10 protein-coding genes are annotated in these 16,560 nt (G+C 61.0%); 3 read left to right on the top strand and 7 right to left on the bottom strand.

The window, feature by feature from the left end; genetic code table 11:
* Positions 1-8 precede the first annotated feature (8 nt).
* From OGV19_RS17000 to wecB, 3 genes are read right to left on the bottom strand one after another with little or no spacing between them, the layout of a single operon-like run.
* The gene (locus tag OGV19_RS17000; RefSeq protein WP_264309816.1) at positions 9-7,478 is read right to left on the bottom strand and encodes a methyltransferase domain-containing protein; all 7,470 of its coding nucleotides are present in this window, start codon (positions 7,476-7,478) and stop codon (positions 9-11) included.
* 13 nt (positions 7,479-7,491) lie between these two features.
* A complete protein-coding gene (wecC, locus tag OGV19_RS16995; RefSeq protein WP_264309815.1) occupies positions 7,492-8,754 on the bottom strand; it encodes a UDP-N-acetyl-D-mannosamine dehydrogenase in 1,263 nt (420 codons plus the stop codon).
* Complete coding sequence (gene wecB / locus OGV19_RS16990; RefSeq protein WP_264309814.1) at positions 8,751-9,893, bottom strand: non-hydrolyzing UDP-N-acetylglucosamine 2-epimerase; 1,143 nt, start codon at positions 9,891-9,893, stop codon at positions 8,751-8,753. Before wecB ends, wecC begins: the two co-directional genes overlap by 4 nt.
* A gap of 688 nt (positions 9,894-10,581) precedes the next feature.
* Between wecB and OGV19_RS16985 the strand changes: the two genes are divergently transcribed.
* A complete protein-coding gene (locus OGV19_RS16985; RefSeq protein WP_264313959.1) occupies positions 10,582-10,914 on the top strand; it encodes a ComEA family DNA-binding protein in 333 nt (110 codons plus the stop codon).
* Between the two features lie 49 nt (positions 10,915-10,963).
* Here OGV19_RS16985 and OGV19_RS16980 read toward each other — a convergent pair whose 3' ends face one another.
* Complete coding sequence (locus OGV19_RS16980; RefSeq protein ID WP_264309813.1) at positions 10,964-11,131, bottom strand: DUF2897 family protein; 168 nt, start codon at positions 11,129-11,131, stop codon at positions 10,964-10,966.
* Between the two features lie 182 nt (positions 11,132-11,313).
* On the opposite strand from OGV19_RS16980, the gene pyrF reads away from it, so the two are divergent.
* Positions 11,314-12,015, top strand: coding sequence for an orotidine-5'-phosphate decarboxylase (pyrF, locus tag OGV19_RS16975; protein WP_264309812.1), 702 nt, complete (start codon positions 11,314-11,316; stop codon positions 12,013-12,015).
* A 95-nt stretch (positions 12,016-12,110) separates the two neighbouring features.
* Here the strand turns inward: pyrF and OGV19_RS16970 are convergent, their stop codons facing one another.
* A complete protein-coding gene (locus OGV19_RS16970) occupies positions 12,111-13,136 on the bottom strand; it encodes an acyltransferase (protein ID WP_264309811.1) in 1,026 nt (341 codons plus the stop codon).
* 149 nt (positions 13,137-13,285) lie between these two features.
* On the bottom strand, positions 13,286-14,287 hold the full coding sequence (locus OGV19_RS16965; protein WP_264309810.1) for an NADP-dependent oxidoreductase: 1,002 nt from the start codon (positions 14,285-14,287) through the stop codon (positions 13,286-13,288).
* Positions 14,288-14,472: 185 nt separating this feature from the next.
* Here OGV19_RS16965 and OGV19_RS16960 point away from each other — a divergent pair, with 185 nt between their 5' ends.
* Positions 14,473-15,234 (top strand): SDR family oxidoreductase, encoded by a 762-nt coding sequence (locus OGV19_RS16960; protein ID WP_264309809.1) that lies wholly within the window; start codon positions 14,473-14,475, stop codon positions 15,232-15,234.
* On the opposite strand, the gene OGV19_RS16955 is transcribed toward OGV19_RS16960, so the two are convergent.
* Positions 15,227-16,387, bottom strand: coding sequence for an MFS transporter (locus tag OGV19_RS16955; protein WP_264309808.1), 1,161 nt, complete (start codon positions 16,385-16,387; stop codon positions 15,227-15,229). The genes OGV19_RS16960 and OGV19_RS16955 overlap by 8 nt on opposite strands.
* Positions 16,388-16,560: the final 173 nt, after the last annotated feature.

Below are 16,560 nucleotides of genomic sequence, written 5' to 3'. Positions count from 1 at the left end.
CATCGTCTTCAGTGATTCTGAATCACAGCAACTTCCCGTTCCGCCATTTTGTCGCTGGCGCTTTGCCCACGAACGCGCTTGGCTGCGGCGTTGGACTTCGCAACGAAGGTGTTGCCATTGTGGTACATGTCCTCGATCGCTTTCGCCAGTTGCTCGTGGCTTTCTGGCTCGACCACGTATCCAGACTGGTTGTCGACGAACTCAGGGACTGCCGCTACAGCGGTCGTCACAGGAACCAGACCTGACGACATGGCCTCATCGCGGGATACGCCTTGGGTGTCCATGCGGCTCGGGCACAGGAAAATCCCGTAGTCTTTATGGGTTTGAGCGATTTCCGTGTGGTTGAGGAAGCCCTGTTGGATTTTCACGTTGGCGTAGCTGCGCAGCGGAGCCAGGGTTTCTTCAAACAGAGGGCCGTCACCGATCAGGCAGAACTCCATGTCATTGAACCAGGGCTTGGTCGCCAGGCTCTGGATTGCCTTGACGGTCAGGTCGTTGGCGTAGGTCTTCGAGGCATAAGGGCGAATCGAGAGCACTTTCTTGCGCTGCTCGGCCGATTTCTCCCGATGATCGAACAACTCGGTGTTGATCGGGTTGTGAATGATCTCGTACTGGCCTTCTGGCAGGCGGAACCCAAGGTCCTCCATCACTTCTTCGGCGAAGTAGCGAGACACGAACACCAGCTTGAGGTTCGGGTGCATCGGTTGCAGCAGGCCGCGCCAGAACGTCATGCGTTTTTCGCTGGCGAGCTTGCCCAGGTGCAGCTGTTCGTCAGTCACGAAGTTGAACTCACGACGCCACCAAGGCTGAATATCCGCGCCGTGTACCCAGACAGTGATGCGTGTGCTGTTCAGGAACGGACGCAGGACATTCCACATCTGCTCGTCGAGGAAGTGCACAAGGATCGATTTGTAGCGATTCTTCTCGAGCATTTTCGACAAGGTCGACGTGCAACCCGTGACGACATCGATGTTCTGGAATTCGTGGTAGCTCACCGTTTCGTTGGGCCGCAGACGGAACACGTCTACATCGATGCCGTGTTCCTGGTAGGCCGTAACCCGGGTGTGTACGAACTTGTTGCGATACAGGTCGGAGTAAGACGGGTAGTGGTTGGTCAGCAGCAGGTGCTCGCCGCGGCCCATCATTTCCGAGGGCTGCAGGTTACGATGCCCCAGCACCAGTGCCTTCAGGTCTGTGCTGCCCGCAGAGTAGGCGCGCAGGCCAAAACGCACGAACACAGCTTCTGGCGGAACATCGGCGGTCTGGTTGCGGTTCGCATACTGCATGACGTGGCTGATGCGCTGTTTGTCAGCATCCAGGAACAGCACGACCAACTGCAGATTCAAGCCGGGCGTGCAGTCGAGGAACAGCTTGAGGCGGCCATCTTCGCAACCCATTTCGTCGACGCGGACTTCCTGTTGGGCGTAGATGTATTCGTGCTTGCCGTCGGCGAGCTTGGAATGCACGCGCCAGTTGTCGCCGTCGACCAGCAGGTCAACGAACTTGTTGCGAATGACGCCAAACATGTCGGCCAAGCCGCGGCCAGTGATTTCAGGCGCGTCGTGGCTGATTTGCAGCGGCGCGATCGATTGTGCACGGGCTTGCAACTGATCGATGGTCATGCCCATGTTCAGTTCGAGGTCGTTGACCTTGGTGCTGATGCTCTCGTGTTGTGCCGCGCCGTTCTCGCAGTAGTTGAACGGATCGATGGCCAGGCCTTGAGCGTGGGTGTACTGCATCGATGGCAGGTTCTTCAGCCAGCTGCGCAGGGGTTGGGCGGCGACGATCTCGGTCGCAACCAGCGAACGGCGGGCGCTCAGCGACGGCGTCGGGCGGTAGGCCTGTTCGTTCGACAGCAGTTCGGCAGTTTGGCCTTTGCAGGTGAAGTGGGCCGCTTTACCGATCACTTGGGCGCGGCTGTAGCGGGTTGCCAGCGCCAGGTCGAGCAGGTAGTTGGGGCCGTAGTAGTCGCCAGGTACGAAGGCGGCAACCCAAGGGGTATTGCCGACCAGCTCACCGAGAGACGTCTTCTTCAGTTGGGCAGGCTTGAGCACCAGGATACGTGGGTCGTCAGTCACGATGCTGCTCTGGTAGGCATCGCTGATGATGACCATGCGCACTTGGCTATAGGTCTGGCGGTTCAGGTGGGCACGCAGCATGTCGAACTGCTGGCGATTTTGGGCTTCGCAGACAACCACGATCTCCGGCAGGCGCTGGGCCTTCGAGGTGCCGGTGACCTTGCTCATCACGTATTCCAGACGCTGGGTATAGGTGTGCTCCTGCATCACTTTACGCAGGGCGGCCAGCCGCAGCTTGTCGCTGTTGAGCGGGTCTTCTGCCAGCAACTGCAGGCGACGCAGCATCTCTTCGCCATTGTCGGTGGTGACAACCAGGTCGCCGAACAGCAGGCGCACACCGCGTGAGAAGTTGCTCACGGTCAGGGTGTTGCAGCCGAGCAGCTCGAAGACGCGGCGGGCAAACATCGATTGCGACTGCTTGATCGAGTTCAGGTTGATCGCGTAGCGGTAACCTTTGTAAGCCGTGTCGATTTTCTCGAAGGGCAGGGTGCCGACGATGTACGGCTGGTATTCCTCGGGGAACTGGTAGTTGACATCGTTCTTGCCGAAGTTACGGTCGAAGATTTCCAGTGGGCGGAACTTGGGCAGCTCGGTGACGAAGTTGCCCAGGTCGCGGGTACGCTCCGGGTAACGGGCGTAGTAGGCGCCGGCGAAGCAGAAGGCGTCCTTGCGCTCGTACAGCTCGATCGGGTTATGCAGCGCAGGCTGGCAAGCGAACGGCAGCAGATAGACGCGGTCATGACCCAGTGCGCCCTTGTAGCGGTGGATGCAGTCGATATCGGTGGTGAACACGTGATCGAACTGCTTGACCGTCGTCAGGAAGGTCTCGAAGTGGACCGGGTCTTCCTTGTTCCAGAAGACAGTCGGCACTTTGTTCTGGCGGCACCAGGCAATAATGTCCTGCAGCTCCTGGCCGTTGTGGCCGACCTTGCTACCCCACAGGTCATCCTTGCCGCGCCAGGCAGACTCGATGAACAGCAACTCGGGGCCGAAGCCTTCGATTTCGGCTTTCCAGTTGGCCGGGGTGAGCGGCATCAGGTCGCATTCATAGCGATACGAGCCGAAGGTGAACTCGTCCATCACGCACGCCACTTTCAGGCGGCTGACGGGCTGGTCGACCTGGCGCAGCAGGGTGGTGCGGCTTTGTTCGCTAGTAGGCAGGGCCGCTGGCAGCTTGAGGTAGTTTTCGTCCTGCACGGCAGGTGGTGGCGGCAGCAGTGCCTTGAGCGGTTCGTTGGCCAGCAGTTTTTGCTCATTTTGCTGGCGTTGCTGGTTGGCCTTGCGGTAAAGCCGCAGCAGGCGCACCGGCAGCTTGACCAGGCCGCCCAGGGAGCTGGCGCTGTTCTTGATCTGGTAGCCGAGCTGATAGGTCATGCTGGAACGCGTCTTGACCAGACGCTGTTCAGCCAGGTGGCGCTGGGTGTTTGCCCGGTCCAGGTTTTCGTTGAGCTCGTCGATCTTGCGTTGCTGAACGGTGCTACGCTCCAGCAGCTGATTGAGGCTGGCCTTCAACTGCGGAATCTGCTCGCCGGTGAGGGCGCGGTACTTCATGTTTGCTGCGCCAAGGCCTGCCTTGGACGAATTGAGTTCGGCTTCCAGTTGCAGGCGCAGACCTTGCCATTCCTCGTTGGTAGCGGCGAGGCTGGCCTCGGCCGCCTGGCGGCTGACGCTCTCCAGCTGGAGCTGCTCCTCAAGCATGGTCTTGGCCTGGTTCAGGGACGCAATGGTCTCCGTCAGCGAGGCCCGGGCTGCTTCCGACTGGGTGTTGGCCTGGTTCAGTGCTTGCAACCGGTCTTCCAACACGGCGCGTTGTTCAACCAAAGCATTGATGGAGTTGACCTGAGCGGCATGCTCGCGCTGGCTCTGTGCCTGAACATCGTTCATTACCTGCAACTGAACTTCCAGCTCAGTCTGGCGGTTTTGCAAGGCACTAATCGTGTTCGCTTGAATGGCATTGGCCTGCTGGCTCTGAGCCTGCAGTTCGTTCATGGTCTGGCGCTGATCGGCCAGCTCTGTTTCCAGTTCAGCTTGACGGGCTTTCAACAGAGCGATGGTTTCAGCCTGAGCGGCGTCGGCCCGTTGGGTTTGGGCCAGCAATTCGTTCATATACTCCAACTCGCTTTCAAGTTCGGCTTCCAGTTCCGCTTGGCGCATGCGCAGCGTGGTGATCGTGTCGTCCTTCTCGGCAATATCCTGATCGCTTTGGGTTTGCAAACGGGTCATTGCCTGAATCTGGTTTTCCAGCTCGGTTTCCAGGGCTGCCTGGTGTGCACGCAGAGTGGCGATGTCTTCAACGTGAGCTGTGTTGGCCAGATGGGTTTGTTCTTGCAGTTCGGCGGCCTCTAACAACTGGCTTTCCAGTTCGGCATGGCTCGAATGCAACGCTGCAATGGTGTCCAAGTGCGCAGCATTGGCCCGGTCAGCCTGGTCCTGCAGCTCGGCAGCCAGGTGCAGCTGGGTGTGCAGATCGGCATGGCCCGATTGCAAGGCTGCGATGGTATCGAGGTGGGCAGCGTTAGCCTGGTCGGCCTGCGCTTGCAGCTCGGCAGCCTGTTGCAGCTGGGTGTGCAGGTCGGTGTGGCCCGACTGCAAGGCCGCGATGGTGTCGAGGTGTGCAGCATTGGCCTGGTCGGCCAGAGCCTGCTGCTCGGCAGCCTGTTGCAGCTGGGTGTGCAGGTCGGTGTGGTCCGACTGCAAGGCCGCGATGGTGTCGAGGTGTGCAGCATTGGCCTGGTCGGCCAGCGCCTGCAGCTCGGCAGCCTGTTGCAGCTGGGTGTGCAGATCGGCATGGCCCGATTGCAAGGCTGCGATGGTGTCGAGGTGGGCAGCGTTAGCCTGGTCGGCCTGCACTTGCAGCTCGGCAGCCTGTTGCAGCTGGGTGTGCAGATCGGCATGGCCCAATTGCAAGGCTGCGATGGTGTCGAGGTGGGCAGCGTTAGCCTGGTCGGCCTGCGCTTGCAGCTCGGCAGCCTGTTGCAGCTGGGTGTGCAGGTCGGTGTGGCCCGACTGCAAGGCCGCGATGGTGTCGAGGTGTGCAGCATTGGCCTGGTCGGCCAGAGCCTGCTGCTCGGCAGCCTGTTGCAGCTGGGTGTGCAGGTCGGTGTGGTCCGACTGCAAGGCCGCGATGGTGTCGAGGTGTGCAGCATTGGCCTGGTCGGCCAGCGCCTGCAGCTCGGCAGCCTGTTGCAGCTGGGTGTGCAGATCGGCATGGCCCGATTGCAAGGCTGTGATGGTGTCGAGGTGGGCAGCGTTGGCCTGGTCGGCCTGCGCTTGCAGCTCGGCAGCCTGTTGCAGCTGGGTGTGCAGGTCGGCTTGGCCCGACTGCAAGGCTGCGATGGTGTCGAGATGGGCCGCTTCTTTGTCCTGAGCCTGAGCTTGGTATTCGCTCATGGCTTCAGCCTGGTCTTCAAGCTTGGCATGCACTGCCGCTTGATGAGCACGCAGGGCGGTAATGGTGTCTATATGCTCAACATTGGTTTGCTGCGCCTGCGCCAGTAGATCAGACGACTGCTGCCGCTGATTCTCCAACTCGGCTTCCAGTGCTGTCTGGTGGGCACGCAAGCCGGTGATGGTGGCGACGTGGCCCTCATTGACCTGCTGTACCTCGGCCAGTTGTTCGGCAACCGAGCGGAACTGGTTTTCCAGTTCACTGTGCTGCTCGCGAAGCGCGGCGAGGCTATCGCCCAAGGTCACGTTTTCGCGCCGGTCCTCAGTGCGCAGTTCAGACATCTGTTGCAGCTGTGCGGCGAGCGCATCATGCTCCGCCCTCAGGGTTTCGAGCCTTGCAGCCTTGTTCGCTGCCCGCTCTTCGGCGGCAGTTCGCTGCTGGGACGTTGCTTGCAATTGCTCCTCGATGGATTGATGCAATTGCTGCAGCGATTCCAGCGCAGATTCCCGCTGGCTGAGTTCCGCGCTGAGCTGGTTGATGTGCCCGTTCTGCGCGTCAGTATTGTGCTGCGCCTCTTGCAATTGAGCCTGGGTGCTCTGCAGTTGCTCTTCCAGGGCGCGTTGCAGGTCGGCGGAGCTAGTCAGGTTGTCTTGCAGGTCGCTGTTGCTTTGAGCCAGCGCAGCGAGTTCGTCGCTGGCTTCACTCAATTGCTTTCGCGCTTCTTCATGTTGGCTCAGCAGCGCGTCAAAGCGTTGCTCGGCGTCTGCAAGGCTCTGTACTTGGGCCTCTTCGAGCGCCGCGAACTGCTGTTCCAGCAGCGTGTACTGCTCGGCAGCCGTTAGGCACTTCTGGTTTGCCTCGGTCAGTTGCGCCTTGAAGGCGTCGAGCTCTTCGCTGAGCGCCTGAATATTGCGAACGCTGGCTTCAAGCGACTCCCGGCTCGACTGTTCAAGCGAGGCGATATCCGCTTCACGATCCTGGAGCTGGCGAGAGAGGGCTTCGGCTTTCAGCGCTTCGGGTTTGAGCAGGGCAAGCTGCTCGGTCGCCACGCGATACTTCTTGTTGGCGTCTTCCAACCGTTGTTTGATTTCCTCAAGCTCCTGGGCCCGCTGGGTCTTGGCGTCGAGGATTTCACGGTTGGACTTCTGCAGGGTTGCAATGTCCGCATCGCGGGTCTGCAACTGCTTGGACAGCGCCTCGGCCCGCTGGGCCTCAGGCTTGAGTTGGGCGATCTGCTCGGTAGCGCCGCGATACTTCTTGTTCGCTTCTTCCAGGCGTTTGCTGATCGCGCCAATGTTCTCGCGCAGGGTGCGCTCGATGGACTCAAACGCCTTTTCCAGCTCACGCACGCGCTCAACCGTCAGCGAGTCGACGATGCCGGGTTTATGCGTTTCGCTTTTGACTGCGACAATCCCCAGCCACTTGCCGAGCATCTTGATCTCGATGATCTGCAAGTGCTCGGCCAGCAGCCGGAAGGGTTCCATCAGGTAGAACGTGTGCTTGTGGTCAATGAAGTCATTGACCCCGAACGGCACGGTAATCACCAGGCGGCCACCCTGCTTGAGCAGTTGGTTGGCCTTTTCGACGAACAGCTCCGGGCGCACCAGGTGTTCGAGTACTTCGCTGATGACGACGGTGTCGGGTTCGACCTCGAGCGTGTCCAGCGCGAGGAAGTCAGAATTGATATACGTGACGTTTTGCTGGATGTGGGCCGGCTCGGTCGACAGGTAACCCTTGGCCTCTTCAATGGCCTGCGGGCTGGTGTCCACACCGGTGACCTGGCAGCCTTCACGTGCCAGCAGCAGGGGCACGATACCCTGCGAGCAGCCGACATCCAGGATCCGACGCCCTTTTACCTGGGCGCAGATCCAGTGGATGCGGGCTTGGGTTTCCCGCATGAACTGATCACCCAGCTTGCCGTAGTAGGCTTCCATCACACGGTCATGAATATCGGCCAAAGGTGACGGCAGCTCATTGTTCACGGTAGGTTTCTCAAGCGTGGTGTTGTTCATGCGGAGTGTTCCATCAACCCTGGGTAACGCCAGCGGCGTCGATCACGAAGGCAGCATCACGGACGGTGAAGGTGCCGCGGAATTCGCGGTGCTTAACCAGCAGTACGTGAATGTCGGCGCTGTCCTGGGCGAAGTCGAAGTCCACGTGCTCGTGGTGCGCCAGGCGCTGCGGCAGGGCTTCGATGTTCGGCTCGACCAGGTGCAGGGTGGCTTCCAGTTCGTTGCCCAGGCGCTCGGCAATGCTCAGGGCCGGGCTTTCGCGCAGGTCGTCGATGTCGGCTTTGAAGGCCAGGCCGTAGCAAGCGATTTTGACTTGCTGGGCCGTTTTACCTGGGTTCTTGATCAGGAAGTTGGCCAGGGCCATCTTGACCTTGTCGATCACCCACTCAGGCTTGCTGTCGTTGACCACACGGGCGGTGCGGATCAAACGCGCCTGCTCTGGAGTCTGGCTGACGATGAACCATGGATCGACGGCGATGCAGTGGCCGCCTACGCCTGGGCCCGGCTGCAGGATGTTGACGCGAGGGTGGTGGTTGGCCAGGCGGATCAGTTCCCAGACGTCGATGTCCAGCTTGTCGCAGATGATCGACAGTTCGTTGGCGAACGCGATGTTCACGTCACGGAAGCTGTTTTCGGTCAGCTTGCACATCTCGGCGGTGCGGGCGTTGGTGACGATGCACTCGCCCTCGACGAAGGTGCGGTACAGGCGTACGGCAGCATCCGAGCACTTTTTGGTCATGCCGCCGATGATGCGGTCGTTCTCGACCAGCTCACGCAGCACGTGGCCTGGCAGTACGCGCTCAGGGCAGTGGGCGATGCGAATGTCGGACTCTTCGCCGTGGGTCTGCGGGAAGCTCAGGTCTGGGCGAGCCTGGGCCAGCCAGAAGGCCATCTGCTCGGTGGCGCCGACCGGGGAGGTCGATTCCAGAATGACCAGGTCGCCCTGTTTCAGTACTGGGGCGATGGCTTTGCTCGCGGACTCGATGTAGCTCAGGTCCGGCTGGTGGTCGTCCATGAACGGCGTCGGTACGGCGATCAGGAAGGCATCGGCGGCTTCCGGCACGGTGGAGGCACGCAGGAACCCTTCGGTCACGGCGGCGTGAACAACCATGTCCAGCTCAGGCTCGACGATGTGGATTTCACCGCGGTTGATGGTGTCGACCGCGTGCTGGTTGACGTCGATGCCGATGACATGCTTCTTGCGGGCGGCGAAAACGGCGGCAGTTGGCAGGCCGATATAGCCCAGACCTACGACAGAAATCTTGTTGAAGCTCATGCTGCGTCCTTGGAGTTAGAGAATACGGAAAGGGCGTCAAGGATTCGCGCGCACGCTTTTCCGTCGCCGTAGGGGTTGTGGGCAACGCTCATCTCGCGATAGGTCGCTTCATCGGTGAGCAGCTGCACCAGGTGTTCTTTGATCGAGTCGACGTCGGTGCCAACCAGCTTGACGGTGCCCGCCGCGACCGCTTCCGGGCGCTCGGTGGTGTCACGCATGACCAGTACCGGCTTGCCCAGGGCAGGGGCTTCTTCCTGGATGCCACCGGAGTCGGTGAGGATCAGGTACGAGCGGCTCATCAGGTAGACGAACGGCAGGTAGTCCAGTGGCTCGATCAGGTGAATATTGTCGACCCCGGCCAGCAGGCGGTTGACCGGCTCGCGCACGTTGGGGTTGAGGTGGACCGGGTACACCACGTCCACATCCGGGAACTGGCGAGCGGTCTGCACCAGCGCCTGGCAGATGCGTTCGAAGCCATCGCCAAAGTTTTCGCGGCGGTGGCCGGTCACCAGCACCATGCGGCGGCTGGCGTCGAGGAATTCGAACTGTTTTTCGAAGTGGCTCTTGAGCGCTGGGCTTTCCAGCTTGCGGACCACTTCCAGCAGCGCATCGATCACGGTGTTGCCGGTGGTGTAAATGGTCGCGGCGTCGGTGCCTTCCTTGAGCAGGTTGTCACGCGAGGTCGAGGTCGGCGCGAAGTGCAGCGCTGCCAGCGTGCCGGTCAGGCGACGGTTGCCTTCTTCAGGCCATGGCGAATACAGGTTGTTGGTGCGCAGGCCGGCTTCGACGTGGGCGATTGGAATCTGCTGGTAGTAGGCCGCAAGGCTGGTCGCCAGGGTGGTTGCGGTGTCGCCGTGAACTAGCACCACGTCCGGCTTGAACTCGGCCAGCACGGGCTTGAGCCCCTGCAGGATGGCCGTGGTCACGTCAGTCAGGTCCTGGCCTGGCTTCATGATGTTCAGGTCGTAGTCGGGAGTGATCTCGAACAGTTCCAGTACCTGGTCGAGCATCTGGCGATGCTGGCCAGTGACGCAAACGCGCGACTCGAAACGGTCGTCCTGGGCAAGGTTGAGGGCCAGAGGTGCCATTTTAATGGCCTCTGGGCGGGTGCCAAATACGATGAGGGTCTTGAGGGACACGGCGACGGTCTTCTTTGTGTTGAGTGAAGGCGGTTGTTACTGGGCTAAGGCTGTGAAACTCAGGGGTTATGCAATTCGGCCGGGGGGGTTGGCCTGGCTGGCGCCGCGTACGAGGAAACGAGCGGTTCCAGTGGAAGGTGTGAAAAAAATTTCATTTTGCTCGGATCCTTCAAGCACAGCGGTTGTCCAATTGCCGCAAATTTATCACTTAGTCATCAGAATGGCATCCCGTCTGGCACGTTTTTTTCCCCTGAATTTGCGAATTGGCTTATTGATATCGAATTATTGGATCCGATCTTTGCCAGAGCAATCAACAAAAACGATTGTTTGATGTTATTCAGGCATCGTGCCAATAAAGTCAATCGAGCGAGGGTATGCGACGAGCGGATGGGGACCACATACGGCAAGGCTTGTAGGAAAAGCAACAGCGTTTGGTCTGAATGAAACGTAGGTTAAACGGGAATTCACCTATAAGGCTATCGGCTTCCTCAGTTAGTTCATGAAGTTAGCTCAAAATGTGGCATTGCGCCATTATTTTTGGGGGCGTGAAGTTGCCTTGCTTGCTGTTCGATTCGGTAACGATTCGCCAGGGGGAGTGCCTGTTGCGATAACAGGCGAACCGCTAGGGTTGATTGCGCAGCCACAGGAAAGCGGCTGTTTGGCTAAACCAACCCAAGGAATATTCATGATGCGTAATACTGTTCTGTCCTACCTGCTGATACCGCTGTTCGCCAGCCTGTCCTTCACCCTCAGCGCCGCCCCGGCAAGTACCACTGCGGTGCAGGACCCGGTGCCGGTGGTCAGTCAGATGACAGCCCAGCCGTCGCGGCTGGACCTGAACAAGGCCGATGCCGTGACCCTGCAAAAAGAGCTCAACGGGATTGGCAAGACCAAGGCTGAAGCCATCGTTGCCTATCGGGAGGCCAATGGGCCGTTTGCTTCGGTGGATGAGCTGCTGGAGATAAGGGGCATTGGCAGCGCCTTGTTGGAGCGCAACCGGGACAAGGTGATGGTGGAGTAAGGGGAGGGGGCTTGCCCTGCCTCATCGCGGGGCAAGCCAGTACCAGAGGCTAGCGGTCCTGCGCATCCTTGGCATCCGCCTCGGCATTGCGCTCATGCACCTTGCGCAGCTCCTCCTCGGTCAGCGGCAGTTTTTTCGCTGTATCACGTAGCAGCATCAACCCGCCGACAATCGAGCCGAGGGCTAAAATGAGTATCAGCCAGGCATACCAGGGCATTGTCGTTCTCCTTCGATCGTCAGTGGGCGGCACTTGTACAGATTTTGAGCAATTGCCGGATCCTTTGGTTCAATTATAGGAGCCACGCACTGCGGGGCCAATTCCGTGACCCGCGGCCCCCAAAGCCTGCGCCACTTCGTTTACAATGCGCGCCGTTTTCGACTTGCCAAGAGACCCTGACCATGTCCGCCTGCCAGACGCCCCTGATCGTCGCCCTCGACTTCCCAACCCGTGAGGCCGCCCTGAAGCTGGCTGACCAGCTCGACCCTGCGCTGTGCCGGGTAAAGGTTGGCAAGGAATTGTTCACCAGCAGTGCCTCGGGCATCGTCGAGACCCTGTGTGCCAAGGGCTTCGAAGTGTTCCTCGACCTCAAATTCCACGATATCCCCAACACCACGGCAATGGCGGTCAAGGCCGCCGCCGAGATGGGCGTGTGGATGGTCAACGTGCACTGCTCCGGGGGGCTGCGCATGATGTCGGCCTGCCGTGAAGAGCTGGCCAAGCGCAGCGGCCCCCAGCCATTGCTGATTGGTGTGACCGTGCTGACCAGCATGGAGCGTGAAGACCTGGCCGGTATCGGCCTGGATGTCGAACCGCAGGAGCAAGTGCTGCGCCTGGCGGCGCTGGCCGAGAAAGCCGGGATGGATGGCTTGGTGTGCTCGGCGCTGGAAGCACCGGCGCTGAAGGCTGCGCACCCTTCGCTGCAGCTGGTGACCCCAGGCATTCGCCCTGCCGGTAGCGCCCAGGATGACCAGCGCCGGATTCTGACCCCGCGCCAGGCGCTGGATGCAGGCTCGGATTACCTGGTGATCGGGCGCCCAATCAGCCAGGCGGCAGACCCGGCCAAGGCATTGGCCGCAGTGGTTGCGCAGATTCGTGGTTAACCGGTCCGCTCGCCGTTGAGGCGGGACACTGAAAAGTAAAAGGCCAGCACCCGTGCTGGCCTTTTACTTTTTAGTGCGCGGCGCGGCCAAACCCGTCAAATGACCGCGCGTACGGGTTTGATCATCCTGATGAGATAGATCGGAAGGAGCGTCAACAAGAACACCGCCACCGAAAGCAGCGGAATCAACCACGACATACCGTGGCCTTCGATCAAAGGGCCGTAGACAATACTTGATCGGTTCATGACGAAGACGTGCAAGCAATAGAGCCCGAGCGTGCAGCCCGAAAGCTCTGCCAGCAGCTTGCTGTGCCGTGTGAGCAGCCCTCCGAAGGAAATCAGCAGCCGAAAGCCATAAATTGAGGCGAGGACCACCAGCGGCGAGACGTAGGAATAGAAAATTTGGCTGGGCGCGTTTTGCTGTACCGACAGGTAATGCGTAGCGAGCGCCGTCAGGGCGCCGGTCACAAGAAAACCGACAAGGTCCCGCGCTCTGTGGGTAGCGCCGTTCTCGCGAATGCGCTCGAATACATAGGCCCCCAGGAATGTGTAGCCGGCAAACCCCACAAATGAAAACAGCTCGTAAGTGTGGGTAAAGTTGGCGAGCGATGGGTTGAATTGTGCGGCGGTAGGGAGAATGCAGCTGACCACCAACCAGATCCCCAGGAAGGCGAGCTTTTCCTGCTGGCCTGAATGCTGGTAGACCTTGGCCATGAATGGCATGAACAGGTAAATGCCAATGATCGCGTACAAATACCAGAGGTGGTAGTAGACCGGGCCTTGTAGGATCGCCACGACAGCCTGGGCTAAACCCCCGGGGCCTGCACCCATCGAGGCCCTCCAGAGCACATAGAACACCGACCAGAACAGAAGAGGCGGCAGTATCCGCACAAAGCGTTTCTGGTAGAACGCCAGGGCGCTTTCCGTCCGGTGCAGTAGCAAGGCGCCCGATAACATCAGGAACAGCGGAACGCATGACCTGACCATGGAGTTGTAGATATTGGAGGACATCCAGTTGTCATCCAGTTGCGTTGCCCCGGCCGAAGCGATGTGCAGCACTACCACCATGAAGCACGCTGCGATCCTGCAAAAATCCAGTCCAGCATTCAAGCGCTGTTGCATTGATTGCCCACCTTATGGCTACCTTGCGCAATGGGTTCTGATGAACGTCTGAATGTAGGCTGGTTAGGCGAAGTTGCAAGCGCCAAGTCGCAGGGCGCTAGCGGTACAAGGGTCACGCGAAGCAACGGGGCCCCCGTGACCCTGCAGCTTCAGACCTTCAATACCAGCTTGCCAAAATTCTCCCCGCTGAACAGCTTGAGCAGCGTCTCTGGGAAGGTTTCCAACCCTTCCACCACATCTTCCTTACTCTTCACCTGGCCGCTGGCCAGCCAGCCGGCGATCTCCTGCGCGGCCTTGCCATAGTCCTTGGCGTGGTCGAATACCACAAAGCCTTCCATGCGCGCACGGTTCACCAGTAGCGCCAGGTAATTGGCCGGGCCTTTCACGGCTTCTTTGTTGTTGTACTGGCTGATTGCGCCGCAGATGACGATACGGGCCCTGAGGTTGATGCGGGTGAGCACGGCATCAAGGATGTCGCCACCGACGTTGTCGAAGTACACGTCCACCCCTTTGGGGCATTCGCGCTTGAGGCCGGCCAGCACGTCCTCGGCCTTGTAGTCGATGACGCCGTCGAAGCCGAGTTCGTCCTTGAGGTAGTGGCATTTTTCGGCGCCGCCGGCGATGCCGACTACGCGGCAGCCTTTGAGTTTGGCGATCTGCCCGACGATGCTGCCCACCGCCCCGGCGGCGCCGGAAATGACCACGGTGTCACCAGCTTTGGGCTGGCCGACTTCGAGCAGGGCGAAGTAGGCGGTCATGCCGGTCATGCCTAGGGCCGAGAGGTAGCGGGGCAGGGGCGCGAGGTTAGGGTCTATCTTGTGCAGGCCCTGGGGCTCGCCGGTGAAGTAGTCCTGTACGCCGAGGGCACCGCTGACGTGGTCGCCAGGCTTGAAGTCGGGGTGGTTCGAGGCCACCACTTCGCCGACGCCGAGGGCGCGCATCACCTGGCCGAGGGCCACCGGAGGAATGTAGGACTTGCCCTCGTTCATCCAGCCGCGCATGGCAGGGTCGAGGGACAGGTACAGGTTGCGCACCAGGATCTGGCCGTCGACGGGCTGTTCGGCAGGTACTCGCTCGAAGCTGAAGTCGTCACGGCGCACGGCGCCGACCGGGCGTTTGGCGAGCAGGAAGCGGCGATTGGTCTGGGTCATGGCGGGTCCTTGTGGGCAGTTGAGGGTGGGCTGTGTTCAATTTACCTTGCTGATGCAGCCAGGTGCATAACATCACTGGTAAGCATGGTAGACCAACCGTTGGCCTGATGATGCTGCCCAGCCGGTCAGCTGGCTGACTATGCTTGGCTGCGATGTCCACGACCTTCCTTGTTCAGGAGCAAACAATGAGCATGACCTTTTCCGGCCAGGTCGCCCTGGTCACCGGCGGTGCTGCAGGTATTGGCCGGGCGACGGCGCTGGCCTTTGCCCGTGAAGGCTTGAAGGTGGTGGTCGCCGACCTCGACCCGGTCGGCGGCGAGGCCACAGTGGCGTTGATCCACGATGCAGGCGGCGAGGCCATGTTCATCGCCTGCGACGTGACCCGGGAGGCTGAGGTGCGCCAGCTGCATGAGCGGATCGTTGCCGCCTATGGCCGGCTGGACTACGCCTACAACAATGCCGGCATCGAGATTGAGCAGGGCCGCTTGGCCGAGGGCAGCGAGGCTCAGTTCGACGCCATCATGGGCGTCAACGTCAAAGGTGTGTGGCTGTGCATGAAGTACCAGCTGCCGTTGCTGCTGGCCCAGGGCGGTGGGGCGATCGTCAATACCGCGTCGGTGGCGGGGCTGGGGGCGGCGCCGAAGATGAGCATCTACAGTGCCTCAAAGCATGCCGTGATCGGCCTGACCAAGTCGGCAGCCATCGAGTATGCCAAGAAAGGCATCCGGGTTAACGCGGTATGCCCGGCCGTGATCGATACCGACATGTTCCGCCGTGCCTACGAAGCCGACCCGCGCAAAGCGGAGTTCGCGGCGGCGATGCACCCGGTGGGGCGCATCGGCAAGGTCGAGGAAATTGCCAGTGCGGTGTTGTACCTGTGCAGTGATGGCGCGGCCTTCACCACGGGGCACAGCCTGACAGTGGACGGTGGGGCGACGGCTATCTGATCGGCCCGAGCGCCGGCGAGGCGGCACGCGCAGACACCGCCAGTGCCAGGCCAACCAGCGCACACCCCAGCAGCAAGCCCCCACCAAACACCAGCAAGGCCATCCGCGACCCCAGTCGGTCGCTCAGCAAGCCGGTAAAAATCACCGGCAAGCTGAACCCCAGGTACGCCAACAGGAAGAACCCGGCACTGGCCCGGGTCTTCTCGCTGCCGGCCAGTTGGTTCACCGCCGCCAGGCCGCCCAGGTAGATAAACCCATAACACGCACTGCTGGCCGCCACGGCGCCCAGCAGTACCGCACCCAGCTGCCCGCTATCGGCGCCCCAGGCCAGCACCGCGTAGCTGCACGGCAGAATCGCCAGCCCCAGCAGCGTGGCTTTGAGGCTCGACAGGCGACGTGCCATCGGCTGGAACAACACACCGCAGCTGATCACGCAGAAGGTCGAGAACCCCGACCAGGCGCTCAAGCCATGCTGGCGCAGGATCCCCGGCAGCAGTGCGATGACCAGGCCGACGCAGGCCCAGGCCAGCAAGATGGCCAGGCCATACGCAACGCTGCCGCGCGGGTAGCAAGGCAGCCGCAGCATGGCGCTTCGCTGTGCCGGGCGAGGGTCGGGCAAGCGCCAGACCAGCACCAGTGCAGCGGTGGCCAGCAGCAGGTGCAGGTGGAAGCTGCCAGGGGTCAGGCTTGGGCCGCGCAGCAGGAACAGGCTGGTGAGTGCCGCGCCCAGGCCAAAGCCCAGCGAGGTGCTGGCGGTGACCCAGTTGGCGGCGCGGGCGCTGCCGTCGCTGCCCATCAGCTCGCCCATGTAAGCGGTGGCCGTGGCCGAGGCAAGGCCGGTGCCCAGGCCCAGGAACAGGCGTGCCAGGCCGAGGGTTTGCAGGTTGGGGGCCAGTAGCATGAGCACGGTGGCGATCATCGACAGCAACAGCGCGGCGACGATCAGCGGGCGGCGCCCGACTCGGTCAGCCAGCCCGCCCAGGGCCAGGAGTACGGGCAGTGCGCCCAGGACGTAGCCGGAGAAGGCCACCGCAGTGGCGGCGGCCCCTTGGCCGGAGAGGTCGGCGTAGGTGATGTAGAGCGGGGCCTGGAGGTTGACCGCGAGGGTGATCAGGCACAGGGCGAAGGCCAGTCGGGTGGGGGCGCGGGGCATGGGTAGGATCCTGGGTTTTTAGATGTCAGTGCCGGCCTCTTCGCGGGCAAGCCTGCTCCCACAGAGAAATATCACTAGGTCTGAGACAGCGAGTGGGGCATTTGTGGGAGTGGGCTTGCCCGCGAAGAGGCCGGCACTGCCATCATTGATTCCAATCACTCCGCGCAACCAGA

It is taken from the genome of Pseudomonas putida (genome assembly GCF_025905425.1).
Lineage (GTDB): Bacteria > Pseudomonadota > Gammaproteobacteria > Pseudomonadales > Pseudomonadaceae > Aquipseudomonas > Aquipseudomonas putida_AF.
Note: the sequence above shows the minus strand (reverse complement) of the source record. Positions and strands in the feature narration are given on the sequence as shown.